We start from the raw sequence: 16,243 nt of genomic DNA, 5'->3' as shown, positions 1-16,243 counted from the left end.
CTGATTAAAATTTAATGAGTTCCCTTAACATCAAAGGTTTGGGCGGCTGTGGTTTCTTTGTTGAAGTTAGAATTCTCCACCTTTTCCATGAGCTTCTCATAAAATAAATCTTCATCAATCGGTAACTCCACCCAATCGTCGGTCCAAGCCGATAAATACATCCCATTAGATAGCGTTAGACCGTGAATGCCTTCCTTACCCGGAGCTAACAATTTCTCATCGTGTAGAATGGCATTCGTAAAGTTACGCAAAATTCCTTTATGCTGTTCCCCGCCACCCTCTTCTACAGGAATCTCACATTTCCAACATTCTGGACTGCCGAATCCTCCCGTAAACTCTGCATTGAATTGCGGCTCCGGCGTGCGTAGACGCCAAAAGGTTAATTTCCCGTCTTCCACTACGATTTTTCCATGATCACCAGTAATTTCGAAACGGTTAGTTCCCGGTGCTTCACCTGTTGTGGTGATAAAAAGCCCTGTCGCACCATTTTCATATTCCACATAAGCGGTTACATCATCTTCAACCTCAATATTGCGATATTTACCAAAATGACAAAACGCTCTGATCCGCTTAGGCATCATACCTGTCGTCCACTGCCATAAATCTAGTTGATGAGGATCTTGATTCAGCAGCACCCCACCACCTTCGCCTGCCCATGTAGCCCGCCAACCACCGGAGTTATAGTAACTTTGTGATCTGTACCAGTTGGTGATAATCCAATTTGTGCGGCGGATTTCGCCTAGTTCACCAGACTGTATGAGATCCCTAAGCTTTTGATACAAAGGATTCGTCCGCTGGTTATACATGATTCCGAATTTACGATCAGACTTTGCTGCAGCTTCGTTCATCTGCTTAACAGCTTTGGTATAGACCCCAGCCGGTTTCTCTACCAATACATGATAGCCATATTGAAAAGCCTCGATAGCTAAAGTTGGATGATCATAATGTGGAGTACAGATTAATACTACATCTATGAGATGAGACTCATATAACTCTTGGGGTGTTGCAAATTTCTGTACACTTTCCGGTAAATGCTCTTCTGCCCATTTCAAACGTTCTTCCCTTACATCACATACAGCTGCAAGCTCAGCATCTTTAATATGATTCAACAGACTTTGTGCATGTGCACTCCCCATATTCCCAATTCCAATAATGCCATACCGTACTTTATTCAATCAGATCACTTCCCTATTTGAGGTTATGTTATGAGAATATACTTAATTAATAGACATGAACATGAGCGAAACTAAGCATTATTTGCACAATAATAAGATGATTTAGTTAAATTAATTCGTTATAATAAGGATAATCAAGTCATAGAGGAGCTAGATGATGAATAATCCAGGTAACCTTACCGGCAGATTCCTCCAGAATCTTACCGTAAAAGTGACCCATGCCCAACTTAGAAGCGGATATAGCGGGTGGAATCGTACGTTGGAAACTCCAACCTTTAATCGGCTGTATTTTATTGACCGCGGTGAGGGAAAAGTTATCATTAACGGTGTTACTTATTATCCGAGAGCAGGTCAGCTAATGATCATGCCCGCAGGAAGCACTCAAACTACAGAGACGTCAATGAATGATCCCTATACACGCTATTTCTGCCATTTTGATGCTGATATTGGGGAGTGGCCCTTATTCCATTCGGCAAACAAACTGTTTATCTGTGATGCGCCCAACCCAGATTCCGTACGGGTTATTTTCACAGAAATGATCGAACAGTTTCAAAAAGATGATGTATTGTCCATTCTGCGTACTCAGGCGAACGTCCTCAATCTAATTGCTACTTGTCTTGAATCGAACGAGAATATCAAAACAGACTTTATGCAAGAATTTATACATACGGGGGATCAAGGAAAGCTCGCCTATGTGCTTCAATATATTGATGAGCGGCTGGATAAACCCATAGAAATAGAAGAGTTAGCAGAAATTGTCCACTTACATCCGAACTATTTCATCCCCTACTTCAAGAAATTTATAGGGGTTCCCCCCATGCATTATGTACAATTGAAAAGAATGGAGCATGCTAAAAGACAGCTTTCTTATAGCAATTTCAGCATTTCAGATATCGCGGAGCAAGTAAGTATGGAATTAGCCCATTTCTCTAAATATTTCAAAAAGACAATAGGAATCTCCCCTTCTGCCTATCGTAACAGCACTAAGTAAATTTATTAGGGAATGTCCTAATCTATGTGTTGAACTATAATAAAAAGGCTCTAACCTACAATTTTGAGGTGGTGAACGATATTCTTATCAGAACAGCATCTATAAGCGACATTCAAGAGATAGCAAGACTCTCAAGCCAGCTTGGATATCCTTTGAATATCGAACAATTAGGAGAAAGACTACAAGAAATCGGAACACACAAAGATCATACTGTATATGTAGCTGAATCAAATCACCAATTGGTAGGATGGATACATGCGACCGTTCGAATCTTACTTGAATCTCCTTCATTTATTGAAATCGGAGGTCTTGTTGTTGATCAGACTTGCCGCGGAGAAGGAATTGGCAGACAGCTTGTAGAAACCTGTGAACGATGGGCAATCCAAACAGGGTTTAGCAAAATTAGAGTACGTACCAATCAAACCAGAGAAGATGCTGTACAGTTCTATAATCATATAGGATTTTCGCAAAAAAAATCACAGCATGTACTTGATAAGGAACTTTAATCACACTCAGGACTTTTAGGGAGGTTCAATGGTTATGCTAGAATTAAATTTGCATCCAGCATTAGAAGGAAAAATCGCTGTGATTACCGGAGGAGCCGGTGTATTATGCCGGGTTATGGCGCTAGAGTTAGGTCGGCAAGGAGCTAAAGTCGCGATTCTAAATCGCACCGCAGCTAAGGGAGATTTGGTTGCCGCTGAAATTACAGCCGCAGGCGGTCAAGCGATTTCACTCTCCTGTGATGTTACAGATCAACAGAGTGTTATGAAAGCCGCAGAAGCTGTTAAGAATCACTGGGGTCCTTGCGATCTATTAATTAACGGTGCTGGCGGAAATGATTCCTCAGCAAATACGACCCAAGAGATTTTCAAAAATGATGATCTGGAGAACCCGGACATATTTACTTTTTTTGACCTTAGTGTAGATGGATTTCGCAATGTGATGGACCTTAATCTGATTGGAACATTGATCCCAACCCAAGTTTTTGCCAAGCAGATGCTCGGCAGAACGGGCACATCTGTTATTAATATTTCATCCATGAGTGCACCTTCTCCAATGACCAAAGTACCTGCCTACAGCGCTGCCAAAGCAGGAATTAATAATCTCACCCAGTGGCTCTCCGTTCATTTCGCTGAGTCTGGTATACGTGTGAATGCCATTGCCCCTGGCTTTTTCCTTACTAAACAAAATGAGAAGCTGTTGGTTCGTGAAGATGGCGAGCTTACAGACCGTTCCCAAAAAATCATCTCTCATACTCCAATGCGCCGCTTTGGACAGCCGGAGGATCTGCTTGGCACACTACTCTGGTTAGCAGATGAAGCAATGTCAAGCTTTGTGACCGGAGTTACCGTCCCCGTTGACGGTGGATTCTTGGCTTATTCGGGAGTATAGACTAATCTAATGAGGGATTACAATGATTGTAGATCCATTACGCGTATTCGTTACTGTAGCTGAACTGAGTCATTTTTCCAAAGCAGGAGAAGCGCTGAATTTATCTCAACCCGGTGTCAGTCTGCATATCCGGAATCTTGAGAATGAGCTCGGTGCTAAACTCCTGCATCGTTCTTCTAAACAGGTTAGATTAACAGAAGCCGGCAGTATTCTTTATAAACACGCCAAACAAATATTGGCTCATTTCGATGAAGCAAGCCAGGAAATCCATATGCTTCAGGACGAAGTCACTGGGAGTATACATATCGGCGCTAGTTTTACTATAGGTGAATATATTTTGCCGGCAAGACTTGCTGATTTTGCCAATCAATATCCGCAGGTCAAGCTGCAAGTGACGATAGGTAATACTGAGGAGATTATTGGAGGCGTTAAATCCAACGAACTGGACATAGGGTTTATTGAAGGTGAGGTCCATGAGAATGATCTGAATGTCACTCCTTATATGAAAGACGAGATGATTATGGTCGCTCCTGCTACCCACCCTCTGTCAAAAGCGATTTCTGTGGAGCAGAGCATGTTGCAGGATCAGGTTTGGGTGCTTCGCGAGCATGGCTCGGGCACACGAGCTTTCAGTGATCATTTCCTACAGGAGGAAGATATATCTGTTAAAAGATCCTATGTCTTCAACAGCTCTCAAGGTGTTAAAGAAGCTGTGGCCTCTGGCCTCGGAATCGCCATGCTCTCCAGATGGATTGTACGGAAGGAACTAGAAAGCGGTGAGATCAAAGAGCTGCCAATCAGGCAACATCATCTGGAAAGGCAATTCTCAATCATCCGACATCAAGAATGTTCTTCTTCCTTAGCTACCGATGTCTTTATAAAAAAGCTACTTGTCTTTAGAAAAGACAAGTAGCTTTTTTTCTTCCACACTATGAAATTATACTTGATGTTCAACCAAATGCCCGTCTTCCAGATGCAGAACGCGGTCACACCATTCGAGCATCCGTTCATCATGAGTGACCATTACCGCTGCTTTACCTTCACTCTTCACCTCATCAGCGATCATGCGTACAACTTCTCTTCCGCGTTTGAAGTCCAGACTGGCTGTCGGTTCATCTGCAAAAAGAATCGCTGGTTTATTCATCCATGCTCTAGCGATAGCTACACGCTGCTTCTCCCCACCGGAGAGCTGTTCCGGATAATGATTACGCCGTTTCCAGATATCCAGCCGCTTCATCAAATCAGCAGCCCGTTCCTTCGCTTCCTTAGCACTCATTTTCGCTTGCTTGGCTACAAAAAGGAGCTGCTCCTCCACCTTCAAATAAGGCAACAACTGAGCGCTTTGGAACATAAAACCTATCTTCTCTAAACGGAGCTCTGTCAGCTCACTTTTACTTTTATCTGTAAGTGATTCTCCATCTATAAAAATCTCACCGCTAGTAGGTGTTAGAAGTGCACCAGCTGCTGAAAGGAATGTACTTTTCCCTGTTCCCGAAGGTCCAAGGACAGCAACGAATTCCCCTTCATTAACGATCAGATTCAAATTGTTCAGCACTGACACCGTTGTATCGCCATCACCGTAGTTTTTGGTTACTTGCTTCATGATTAGTTTTGCACTCATGCTCCAGCCCTCCCAATAGCTTCTAATGCATCTACTTTTGCCACTTTAGCGACAGAAATTAGTGATCCTAAAAGAGACATCCCAACGAATAAACAGCTGGTTAAAAGAATGGTGGAAGGCTCCAGTTGGAATGGCATCGAATCAGGCAAAACCTTATTCATCCCAAAGGTAAGCAGTAGGCTAATGCAAAGACTTGAAATAGCTAAAATCATAACCTGCCCTACCACACTCCAAGCCAAGTAAGACATTTTGGTACCCATCGCCTTCAGAATACCAAACTGGCTAGTTTTCTGAATCGTAATGACATAGAAGAATACTGCCAGAACAAACGCTGCGATCACAAACAGGAAAACAATCATCATTAGCAGAGAACCCTGCTCTGCCGAGTAGCCCGGAACATTGGATATAGCTACTTTTTGAGTAATGACCTCTACATCTTTTACATTCGTTGAAATCTTATTTACTTGATCAGCATTCGCATTAAGGGCAATCACATTAAACGGTACCGACGAAGAGGTTTCTTCTCCTTGGTTAACCCCCTGCTTCATAGCTTGCCAATCCTGATTGTTGATATAAACTACTGGGGTATGGCTGTAAGAGCTATCCTCAACAAAACCTGCGACAGTAAATTCCATCCCGGTCGCCTGATCACGAATGATACTGCCAAGTTTAATTCCTGACTGTTCCAGGTCACGATCAACAAGGACTTTACCGTTTGTCTCATTCGTAATCTTGTCACCTTCAACTACTTTAGGAGCTAATAACCCATTCATATCTACTGCAAAAAAAGTAATATCTGCTTTTACGTCTGCCTCGTTAGCAGTGACAGTGCTCATCTGCATTGCAAGTGAAGATGCATTATTGTCTCCAACTACTGCACGTACATTCTGGAGCTCCGCATCTGTTAACTGAGAACGTCTAAAGGTCTGATCCGCATCCCCTTGCACTACAAAATAATTCGCCGGCATGTTCTCTACTGCAGAGATATTTGCATAAGCTAATCCTCTGGCTAGTCCCGTGACGAAAAGTACAAGAAAGGAAACCAATAACATGATAACCATAATTAATAGGTATCTGGCTTTAGAATGTCGCATTTCCCTTAAGGCTAAAAACATATTACCACTCCTTCTAATCTGTATAGTCACAGTTTAGAAGATGAAAATGAACGGAGTATGAATAATGAATTACAAAAGCGGAAGTGTAACTGTAAAGGTAGTCCCTTCACCCAAAGTACTGGTTACTTCAATGGTTCCGTTATGCGCTTCTACGATTTTTTGAGAAATCGCAAGTCCAAGTCCGCTGCTATGGGTTTCATGTGTTCGTGCTCGATCTACTTTATAGAAACGATCAAAGATTAACGGTAACTCCTCGGCTGAAATGCCTTCACCCGTATCAGACACAGAAACAATACAGTTCTGTTCCACAAGCTTCGCGGAAATCATAATGGAACCCTCAGCAGGTGTGTATTTTATGGCGTTGGAGAGCAGGTTCATCCATACCTGGAACAATAGATTTGGATCACCTAGAACGCTGATATCTGCAAGATTCAAACGCACGGCCAGTTGTTTCTCTGTTAATCTCCATTCCATGATTTGTACGACCTGTCTTAGTTGTGCACGCAAGTCTGTCGACTTTTTCTGTATGGAATTAGGATCATAATCAAGCGAAGACAAGGTAAGCAGCTGTTTGCTTAGCAATGAAAGACGATGGCTTTCTTGGTCAATGATATTGAGATACTGTAACCGTTCATCCTCAGGTAAGGTTGAATCTTGTAACGCTTGGGCAAATCCCTGAATTGATGTTAATGGCGACTCAATTTCATGTGATACATTAGCGACAAATTCCTGACGTGCCCGATTTGTTCGTTCCAGCTCCCGGCTCATAATCATAAAATGGGAAGCTAACTGACCAATCTCATCACGCCGCCACGTATTCAATTTGATATCGTATCTGCCTTTTGAGATCCGTTTAGTGGCCGTCGTCAAACGTGTAATAGGTCTAACTACATGCAGTACGCTAATCATTACAAAGCCTAAGCTAAACAACACGGTGAACCCAATGATCACAGCAAAAAAGACGCGCAGCTCACCGAATTGTACTTCAGCATCCGGACGCATAAACAAAGCATACGTCTCATTGTTTACTTTTACAGGAACACCAATTGAATTACGCAGTTGATTATCAAAAAATCCGGTAATAAATGCACTGTCCGGGAAATCCGCAACCCCATGATAAATTTGCCCATTCAGAACCTTCTCTAGTTGCTGCTCATCCAAATCTTCTTTTCTAAAGGGCTTACCGTAGAATCTTGATTCCCCTTCAGCATCTGTTAAATAGATTTTATAACCCAGCTTGGCTATACTCCGCAAATAATCCTCCATTGTCTCCGGATGTGATTCTGCGAATTGTTGAACCTCGATAGCCATTCCGGTAAGTTTGGCATCGTTCTGAGATTTAATCTGGGCTTGATAGTAAATATTAGACACCAAAAATCCAAGAAGGCTACTCACCACAATTACTGAACAGAAGACAATACACATCCGGACATACAAGGATCTCATACGTTAACCATCTCCAATTTATAGCCAATGCCTCGAACAGTTCGGATCACAAAATCTTCCTGATAATCTACGAAGCGCTGACGCAAACGTTTGATATGTACATCGACTGTTCGCTCATCCCCTTCATAATCCATGCCCCATACCAGTTCAATTAACTCACTACGTGTATATAACCTGCCTGGATATTGTGCGAGTTGAGCCAGAAGCTCAAACTCTTTTACCGGTAGCAGCAGAACCTCATCACCATCGGTTATTTCATAATTTTTGCGGTCAATAACTAGAGAATTTAATCGAATCCGATCATCTGAAGCAATGGAATAGCGGCGAAATAACGCTTTGATCCGAAATAGCAACTCTTCAGGCTCAAAAGGTTTCGTTAGATAATCATCCGTCCCCCGCAAATAACCTTGCTCTTTATCACTCAGCTGCTGACGTGCTGTCAATAAAATAATCGGAATATCATACGTTTCTCTAATATGCTGACATAGCTCTAACCCATCTACATGTGGCATCATTACATCTACGACCGCTAAATCCGCAATACTGTCCTGCAATTTATGTATCGCATCTCGGCCATCACTGGCCTCCATCACCTGATATCCTTCCCTTGTTAGTACATGTTTTAATAATGTTCGAATATTCACATCGTCATCTGCTACTAAAATCTTCTTCATCATTTACACTCCCTGAATAATGGATGAACTCATAGTAACAACTTTATAACGATAGAACAACTAAAGTCAGATCAAACAAAAGGCTTAATACTCTCTCTAAGTGTGGTAACCGGCCGCTCCATCAGTCTCTCCAGATCTTTTGATGTAGAAGCAGTATCTATCTTCGCTAGAAACGAATAAATCCAATGCTGAATACTTGAATCCTGGCGAAACGTAATTTTTTTCCCTGATAACTCTGATAATACATCAACTAATTCGTTGAAGTCCCAAACGTTGGGTGCAGCTAGTTCGTAGACTTGGTTCATATGTCCATTCGTTGTAAGAACCTTTGCCGTAGCTAAAGCGAGGTCCTCACGAGTGACTGAATTAAACTGCCAGTTCCCTGGATAAGTGGGTAGCTCACCGCTTTCCATCGCTTCCTTCAACCCAAGCACACCCACAAAATCTATATACAAAGCGTTACGTAGAAACGTATAATCTATCCCTGATTCAAGAATCATCTGCTCAGTTAGTAAATGAACATGATAAGAAGGAATCGGACCTTTGGGTGGAAAGGCAAAACCAGTATAAAGCAGATGCTTCACATTGGCCTTTTTTGCTGCATGAATGACCTGAGCATGCTGATGTAATCTGATCTTATCATCGGTATGAGAGCTGGAGATTAAAAGTAACGTTGTGACCCCAGTAAAAGCTTCAATCAGCGTATCTAACTGGTCATAATCGGCAAAACGGACTTCGAACCCTTTTTCTAAAAAATTAACAGCTTTATCTGGCTGACGAACACAAGCAATAACTTGACTAGCCGGAACGTACTTCTCAAGCTTCTCCATAATTAAGCTGCCTAATTGACCTGTGGCTCCTGTAACCATAATCGACATACATAACACCCTTTCTGTTATTCCAATGTACTCAGTTTTTGCAATATAAAGATAAGTTGATGAAGCTCCTGATCATTCAGATTCTTCATTCTCTCTGCGACAGCCTGACGATTCTCTGGAAGATGCTCCAGAAGTAATTGCTGGCCTTCAGTCGTAATCGAAATGACGCTTTTTCTGCCATCCTTGGTATCATTCGAACGGGTTATTAATCCATCTCGCTCCAATGGTGTTAACAGCATGCTTATATTAGCTTTGGTAACTCCAATAATGTGAGCCAATGTAGAAGGCAGAATCGCACCTCCCTGTTTAGAGATCTCCACCAAGATACGAATTCTTGCTCCATTCAATCCTTTCGACTGCCAATATTTCTCAGAAACAGAAACTAAATTTGCAGTAGCTTCAACTAATGTAAAAAATGCTTTGGTATGCAATGGCTGATTCAGCACAAACTGTTGTAAATGATCCATATTCTATAATTCAGCTCCAATATAGTTAAGTCCTTAACTAATTTTAAACATACTACACTCCTCATGAGTTGTCAAAAAAAAGAAGCTGCCTCACCTAGCAGATAAATCTGCTGATGAAACAGCCTCTATATAAACTCACTTTAGATTAACACCGTTTTTGTGGAAACAGGCTCTTCACTGTATTTTTTAGAACCCTCCAGCATAACCTCCAGCTTAATGATCTCCGACCGGCTTGCTAAACGAATTGGGGGTCCCCATGTTCCATAACCTGACGACACGACTACATGCAAATTGTCCTTACGAAGATATCCCCAGTCCAGCTCGAACAAACGTTTAGTGATCCAGTGATTAGGAGCAATCTGTCCTCGGTGTGTATGACCCGAGAGTAGAACGTCTACCCCAGCTTGAGCGGCTACGTCGAAGCCTGTAGGCTGATGATCCATCATAATCACAGGACGTGTAAGATCAAGTCCTTCGAGCAAGGTGCTTACACTTTGTCTGCCACCAGCTTCCATCGTCTCGGCTGTCTTGTCTTTTCGGCCTACAATATACGTTCCTGCGACTTCTTCAACCTCATCTTGCAGGACCTTGATCCCAATACTACTCATCAAATCGGTATATTCCTTAATTGATCCACCATAATATTCGTGATTGCCCAGTACTGCGTAGACACCATAACGAGCTTTTAACTGTTTAATCTGTTCACTCATACTATTGCGGATAAAAGGTTCAATGCTGTCATCCAAGACATCTCCAGCCAGCAAAATCACATCGGGTTGCATCGCGTTCATTTGTGCCACCATTTTTTTGAGATGACGATTGCCCACGATATTCCCTAAGTGCAGGTCTGAAGCAACCGCGATCGTTAATGGCGTGCTGGTGCCAATAGATTTATCAATAGGTATGGAATGTGTGCGGATCACGGTACTCCAGGCGTTGATTGAACCCCAGACCAGAAAGACTGCCAGTAATATCAGAATTGTCCCGCCCGCTTCTGCAATGTAATAGGTACGATTGATTCCTGACCATCCCAGTATCACATATAATAGGTCTGCCAAAGGTAACATAATGATTGCAAATTCCATACACGCTAAATAATACGATCCAATCACTTTAAAGAATCTGGCGATCGGTTTAACCGATTTTGGCCATGGGATCATTCCAATGACATACGCAAAAGCGATCAGCATAAATAATGTCCAGAATACTGCTGACGAAACACCTGAAAACCATTCATGAATAAGTAACCAGCCGTGATAGCCAATGTAGAAATTAACAAGACCCAGAATGAGCAGCATAGCAAATCCTGAAGCTAACATTCGTAATGTTTTCATCGTTTCTCTCCCCTTTACCTAACTACTTCTCTACTTCTTATCTCAAATCATAACACAAACCGTTAACCCAGTATAAACTGCAATGCGGTGTTCGGAAAACATCGGAACTTAAAAAAGAAAATGCCCATAGGCATCTTCTTTGGAGGTTTATCTTATATCGCTTTATCACGTGTGGCCATACATTGACCAATCAGCTTATCGCATTTATTGATGTGATTTATCAGCCAGTCTGTTAACGTTCGATTAAGCTTGATGGTTGAGAGTACGGATACTCCCTTTGTTTTGACCGTTTCTTCCAATTCGAGAACTGCCTTCACGAAATCAGCATGTGTCTGACGATGTTCAGCTAGTTCAGGGAAGTTGATCTCCTCCATCAGCTGCTCTTCATTACTGAAATGTTCAATCGTGTATTCTTTTAAGAATTTCAGTGTTTCCTCAATCTTTTCTTTCCCTTGCTGATTACTGCATGCTTCAAAGAATTCGTTCAATTTCGCTAACAACTGTCTGTGCTGGCAGTCAATTTTTTCTACACCGATATCATATGAATCTTTCCAAGCGATCATGAAATCACCATTCCGTTTCTTGAAAATTACATTTTAATTTTATTTTCCACCTTTCTCCACAAAAGAACTATTAACAACATCACAGGTGCTTATATTCAACCATTAGCTGTACATATGGCACCTACTGATAAATCTCTACTTCATCACGGGTTCGATATGTACAAGTACATTGGAAACTTGGTGCCGGTCTTTTAACTGTTCTTCAATTTCTTCCGTAATATCATGACTCTGCACTACACTTAGCTGAGAATCCACTAGCACAGTTGTGTCTACTAATACGTTATTCCCATGGATACGGGCTTTGATATCTTTTATGGATTGTACACCATCAATTTCTGCCACAGTTTCTTTCATATGTTCAAGCTCTTCCGCATCAAATCCGTCCGTCAGATCATGCGTAGCTTTGCTAAAGATATCCCATGCCGTCTTACAGATGATTAGTCCGACAATGATGGCTGTAAGCGGGTCAAGCCAAGGAACGCCCAAGGAGGAAGCCACAATTCCGATAAAAGCGCCCACGCTAACTATAGCATCTGATCGATTATCCAGTGCTACTGCCCGCATTGCGTTACTGTTAATGGCACGGGCCAGCCTAATATTATACATATAGACAGCCATCATAACTACAGCACAGCCCACTGCCGTCCACGCCGCTATGAGATCAGGACTTTCCAGTGCTGGTTGAATAAATTTGTTCACAGCTTGGTACAAAACTTGAAGCCCTACCGCAATCATAATGAATGAAGCAATTAATGAAGCCACGGTCTCCGCTCTAAAATGCCCGTAGCTGTGGTTCGAATCCGGCGGTCTTCTGGAAATCTTCAGGCCAATTAGTACCGCGATAGAAGCAATAATATCTGTACTGTTATTCAATCCATCTGCAAGCAACGCTTGAGATCCTGAGACCGTACCTATGAACAGCTTGATAGCTGATAAAAAGATATAAGCAACGATGCTTAGCCAAGCTCCTTTTTCGCCTTGTTTAATGTCGTTATAAGTTTCCAAAAAAAGAACCCCCAAAGAATAGTATTGTTCTATACTACACTTTGAGAATCGGGTGGGTCTAGAGAAACAGTGTTGCTACGGGGCGCAATAGTTCCCTCTGTCAAATAGAGTTGCAAGGTCGTAACTGTTTTGCAGAACGCAACATAGTTTGCCCCCGTTCAACTTTGCTTCCATTCTTCTGGAATAGTAACTTTTTGCTATTTTTATTGTCTAATTATAGTAATGACTAATTCAAAGGAGCGTGGAGTGATGATTCAGTCTTTGCCGAAGAAAATTGTTACATGTTTAGCTATAGGGAGTATTTTAATTCCAATAACAAACAGTGGATCAATGTCAGTCATTTCTGCAGAAAAAGCAATTGTAAGCCTAAGTAACACTTATTACAGTGAAGTCACAGCCCCGATCCTAAAACCTGTTTGGTCAGCACAACTCGCCATTTTAAAAAAAGACAGAATCACCGGACAGGACATTACAGCACTCGCGGAAAACGGGAAGATCTTTGCGTTGCAGCGCAATGAAAAATTAACCGCAATGAATGCGGCAACAGGCAAAAAAATATGGGAGTTCGGAAGTGGATTAGCGCCGCTATTCACGTACAGCAATGGATTTATCTACGGTCTAACCCAAAGCGGCTCCCTATATGCCGTTAATGAGGCAGGTAAAAAAGCATGGTCGGCTTCCATAACACTCCCCAAAGCTACAAATATACAGCGTTTAGGATCTACTATTTATGTTACTCAAGAGGAACAATTAGCAGCAGTTGACGCCGTAACCGGAAAGATCAAATGGAAGGCTGTAGAGAAAAGCAATAACTTTACAGGCTTATCAGAGGTCATGGAATCAGATGGGGTCGTTATTCGCAGCTATCTGTCTCAAGGGGCCTTAACAACTGCTGGACTCGCCGCTTATGACAGTCTGACAGGAAAAAAACTATGGGACCAGACCCGGCAGTGGATGCCGTTAGCAGTGAAGGATGGGCTCCTCTACTCTATCACGAATACATTTATGATGGATGATGACCCGGTAAATCGAAAAGTCAAAGTATCCGTGTTCAACATAAAGACAGGTGAATTAAAAGGAGAACGTTTATATAAATGGACAGATACCGAGAATAAAGATGGTGTGTACAGTTATAATGGGATGAATGGAAACGCGTTTTTGGATGGAAAGGACTTTTATATCTTTCAGGGCAGTAAGTTTGTGAAATATGATTTCTGGAATTATTCTGCAGAGGGTAAACCGGTGCAAACCTGGACCTCGATGGTTAAAGAAAAAGACTCTCCATTGAACCAAGTTTATCAACAAAGAATGTTATTTCAAAATCAAGATAAAGGTACTTTATCCGCACTTAAGCTAGGAACCGGCCAGCTTGTCGACCTCAATATTGGAGAGAATCCAGTGGTACAGACGGATCTGTTCGGAAACGTGGTTTATAGTGGACAATCTGATGGCCTATTTCACGCTTATGACATGTTAACTCTAAAGCCTATTTTCACTGTGAACACAGGCTCTCGTAACTTTGCCCCTTCCCTTAAAACTGGAGGGATGCTGATGATTCGGACGGATAATAAGCTGCTCGCGATTAAACTTCCTACATCTATAAAATAAAAAAGCCTGATTTCTCAGGCTTTTAGGCTTCAATAACTTATTCAGCCGGAGCTGTAAAAGTACGTGCAGCAAACTCGGCATCCAGCATGTAGAAGGCGTTGCTATCTTTTTCAATTCGTTTCAGTTTACTGATGATGTTGCTAAAAAGTGCTTCTTCTTCTACTTGCTCGTCTATAAACCATTTCAAGAAATAAATCGTCGCATGTTCACGCTCATCCAGAGCAAGGTCAGCCAAATGATAGAACCGTTTAGTATTCTGCTGTTCATGCGCGAAGGCATGTTCAAAAGCATCTAACATCGAGTTATATTCGTTCTTCGGCTCTGGTAGTGCTTCTAGTGTAGCACGGTTATCCCGGTCGTTAAGGAATTTATAAATCTTCATGGCATGGAACCGTTCTTCTTCGGCTTGAATTAGAAAAAAGTTTGCAAATCCATCCAGACTTTCGCCGGAACAATAAGCAGCCATCGCTAGATAAACATGAGCGGAATAAAACTCGAAATTCATCTGTTCATTAAGTGCTTGTACTAATCCATCTTTCATTGGACCGTCACCTCATTATTCAAATTTAATATGTAAATATTTAAGTTTATCTTATCACCGTGCTTCTAAGTCAGCAAGGATTCCTCTCCCAATATCTAATTTAGCTAACGAAAGGACGACTATTCAGATGATTAGATTCACCCGTCACAGCCTAAAGCCTAAGATTTCCGGTACACTCTTCATTATTGCAGCTATGGTGTCACTGTTCCTCATTGCTGGCTGTTCTAATAGCAGCAGTAATTCACAGTCCGAAGCTACCGATTCACCGACCTCCCAATCCACACCTGCACCAACCACCAGCTTGGCTCCCACCCCCTCAGCAGTCAGCGATCCAATTGCTCTTCAGGTTGCTGAGATGACTTTGGAAGAAAAAATCGGACAAATGCTCCTAGTTGGAATTGATGGAACTGTCCTTGATGAGCAAGCTAAAAAGATGATTACCGAAGACAAAATAGGTGGAATCATCCTCTATAAGGACAATATTAAAAGCCTGAAAGGGATGATCAGTCTTATCAATTCTATGAAAAAGAGTAACACTGGTAACCCTGCCCCACTATTCATGAGTGTTGATCAGGAGGGTGGAAAAGTCAGCCGGATGCCTAAAGAATATGCTACATTCCCTTCTAACGGAACAGTGGGTGCAAGTAATGACGCTGCTGCCGAGAAAATGGGAAAGCTGCTCGCAAGAGAAGTACGTTCAGCCGGATTTAATATGAACTTTGCTCCCGTTCTCGATATCAATAGCAATCCAGACAATCCAGTCATCGGAGACCGGTCGTTCGGCAATGCTGCTGGCCAAGTCATTCAACTAGGGATTGCCGAAATGAAGGGAATTGAGAGCGAAGGCGTCGTTCCTGTTGTCAAGCATTTCCCAGGACACGGAGATACTTCTGTCGACTCCCATCTGGATCTGCCGATTGTGAACAAAACAGCCGGTCAGCTAGCCGACTTAGAATGGCTCCCCTTCCAAGCAGCCATTAAAGAGGGGACGGACGCCGTAATGGTCGCTCATATTTTGTTTCCAAAATTAGATCCAGACAAACCCGCATCCTTATCGCGTACCATTATTGGTGAACAGCTTCGAGATGAAATGGGCTACCAAGGAATCGTAATTACAGACGATCTAACCATGGGAGCCATTATGAAGAACTACGATCTGACTACAGCAGCAGTAGATACTGTGAATGCAGGTAGTGATATTCTCCTTGTCGCTCACGGCTATGATAATGAAAAACGGGTCATGGACTCCCTCCTGCAAAACGTAAAAAACGGTAAGATTCAAGAAACACGGATTGATGAAAGCGTCTATCGGATCTTAGCCTTAAAAGCCAAATATAACCTTTCCGATGAGCAAATCCCGGTTCCTGATCTTACCGATCTTAATAAAGATATTAACGTTTGGCGTCAAACGATTGAGAAGTAAATCTAAG

Annotated in this window: 17 protein-coding genes; 6 read left to right on the top strand and 11 right to left on the bottom strand. The window is 42.2% G+C overall.

Annotated elements, in window-relative coordinates; genetic code table 11:
* Positions 1–11 precede the first annotated feature (11 nt).
* Positions 12–1,175, bottom strand: a complete 1,164-nt coding sequence (locus tag NST58_RS15290; protein WP_339248624.1) for a Gfo/Idh/MocA family oxidoreductase — start codon at positions 1,173–1,175, stop codon at positions 12–14.
* A gap of 154 nt (positions 1,176–1,329) precedes the next feature.
* On the opposite strand from NST58_RS15290, the gene NST58_RS15285 reads away from it, so the two are divergent.
* The 4 genes from NST58_RS15285 to NST58_RS15270 are packed head-to-tail and all read left to right on the top strand — an operon-like array spanning position 1,330 to position 4,474.
* A complete protein-coding gene (locus NST58_RS15285; protein WP_305953559.1) occupies positions 1,330–2,166 on the top strand; it encodes an AraC family transcriptional regulator in 837 nt (278 codons plus the stop codon).
* A 26-nt stretch (positions 2,167–2,192) separates the two neighbouring features.
* Entirely contained in the window at positions 2,193–2,672 is a 480-nt protein-coding gene (locus NST58_RS15280) for a GNAT family N-acetyltransferase (RefSeq protein WP_256718899.1), read from the top strand.
* A gap of 34 nt (positions 2,673–2,706) precedes the next feature.
* Positions 2,707–3,561, top strand: coding sequence for an SDR family oxidoreductase (locus tag NST58_RS15275; protein WP_339248620.1), 855 nt, complete (start codon positions 2,707–2,709; stop codon positions 3,559–3,561).
* Between the two features lie 22 nt (positions 3,562–3,583).
* Entirely contained in the window at positions 3,584–4,474 is an 891-nt protein-coding gene (locus tag NST58_RS15270; protein ID WP_036678189.1) for a LysR family transcriptional regulator, read from the top strand.
* A gap of 24 nt (positions 4,475–4,498) precedes the next feature.
* Here the strand turns inward: NST58_RS15270 and NST58_RS15265 are convergent, their stop codons facing one another.
* The 9 genes from NST58_RS15265 to NST58_RS15225 all read right to left on the bottom strand — a co-directional run bounded on the left by NST58_RS15265 (position 4,499) and on the right by NST58_RS15225 (position 12,664).
* On the bottom strand, positions 4,499–5,182 hold the full coding sequence (locus NST58_RS15265; RefSeq protein WP_076129337.1) for an ABC transporter ATP-binding protein: 684 nt from the start codon (positions 5,180–5,182) through the stop codon (positions 4,499–4,501).
* Positions 5,179–6,297: an ABC transporter permease gene (locus NST58_RS15260; protein WP_076194278.1), complete on the bottom strand. Its 1,119-nt coding sequence runs from the start codon at positions 6,295–6,297 to the stop codon at positions 5,179–5,181. Before NST58_RS15260 ends, NST58_RS15265 begins: the two co-directional genes overlap by 4 nt.
* 69 nt (positions 6,298–6,366) lie before the next feature.
* Positions 6,367–7,743 (bottom strand): HAMP domain-containing sensor histidine kinase, encoded by a 1,377-nt coding sequence (locus NST58_RS15255; protein ID WP_076194281.1) that lies wholly within the window; start codon positions 7,741–7,743, stop codon positions 6,367–6,369.
* Positions 7,740–8,417 carry a response regulator transcription factor gene (locus tag NST58_RS15250; protein WP_076129334.1) on the bottom strand — a complete coding sequence of 226 codons (678 nt, stop codon included), beginning with the start codon at positions 8,415–8,417 and terminating at the stop codon, positions 7,740–7,742. Before NST58_RS15250 ends, NST58_RS15255 begins: the two co-directional genes overlap by 4 nt.
* 71 nt (positions 8,418–8,488) lie before the next feature.
* The gene (locus tag NST58_RS15245) at positions 8,489–9,295 is read right to left on the bottom strand and encodes an NmrA family NAD(P)-binding protein (RefSeq protein ID WP_339248619.1); all 807 of its coding nucleotides are present in this window, start codon (positions 9,293–9,295) and stop codon (positions 8,489–8,491) included.
* Positions 9,296–9,312: 17 nt separating this feature from the next.
* On the bottom strand, positions 9,313–9,762 hold the full coding sequence (locus NST58_RS15240; protein ID WP_339248618.1) for a MarR family transcriptional regulator: 450 nt from the start codon (positions 9,760–9,762) through the stop codon (positions 9,313–9,315).
* A gap of 140 nt (positions 9,763–9,902) precedes the next feature.
* Positions 9,903–11,096 carry a metallophosphoesterase gene (locus NST58_RS15235; RefSeq protein ID WP_076129331.1) on the bottom strand — a complete coding sequence of 398 codons (1,194 nt, stop codon included), beginning with the start codon at positions 11,094–11,096 and terminating at the stop codon, positions 9,903–9,905.
* A 152-nt stretch (positions 11,097–11,248) separates the two neighbouring features.
* On the bottom strand, positions 11,249–11,659 hold the full coding sequence (locus NST58_RS15230; protein WP_051491008.1) for a bacteriohemerythrin: 411 nt from the start codon (positions 11,657–11,659) through the stop codon (positions 11,249–11,251).
* A 135-nt stretch (positions 11,660–11,794) separates the two neighbouring features.
* The gene (locus NST58_RS15225; protein ID WP_076129330.1) at positions 11,795–12,664 is read right to left on the bottom strand and encodes a cation diffusion facilitator family transporter; all 870 of its coding nucleotides are present in this window, start codon (positions 12,662–12,664) and stop codon (positions 11,795–11,797) included.
* 249 nt (positions 12,665–12,913) lie between these two features.
* Between NST58_RS15225 and NST58_RS15220 the strand changes: the two genes are divergently transcribed.
* Positions 12,914–14,272 (top strand): PQQ-binding-like beta-propeller repeat protein, encoded by a 1,359-nt coding sequence (locus NST58_RS15220; protein ID WP_076305060.1) that lies wholly within the window; start codon positions 12,914–12,916, stop codon positions 14,270–14,272.
* A gap of 37 nt (positions 14,273–14,309) precedes the next feature.
* On the opposite strand, the gene NST58_RS15215 is transcribed toward NST58_RS15220, so the two are convergent.
* Positions 14,310–14,813 carry a ferritin gene (locus NST58_RS15215; RefSeq protein WP_076129328.1) on the bottom strand — a complete coding sequence of 168 codons (504 nt, stop codon included), beginning with the start codon at positions 14,811–14,813 and terminating at the stop codon, positions 14,310–14,312.
* Positions 14,814–14,940: 127 nt separating this feature from the next.
* Here NST58_RS15215 and nagZ point away from each other — a divergent pair, with 127 nt between their 5' ends.
* Positions 14,941–16,236, top strand: coding sequence for a beta-N-acetylhexosaminidase (gene nagZ, locus NST58_RS15210; protein ID WP_339248614.1), 1,296 nt, complete (start codon positions 14,941–14,943; stop codon positions 16,234–16,236).
* The last annotated feature ends 7 nt before the right edge of the window (positions 16,237–16,243 follow it).

It is taken from the genome of Paenibacillus sp. FSL R10-2796 (assembly GCF_037965315.1).
Classification (GTDB): Bacteria; Bacillota; Bacilli; order Paenibacillales; family Paenibacillaceae; genus Paenibacillus_AQ; species Paenibacillus_AQ odorifer.
This window is presented reverse-complemented; position numbering and strand designations above follow the sequence as displayed.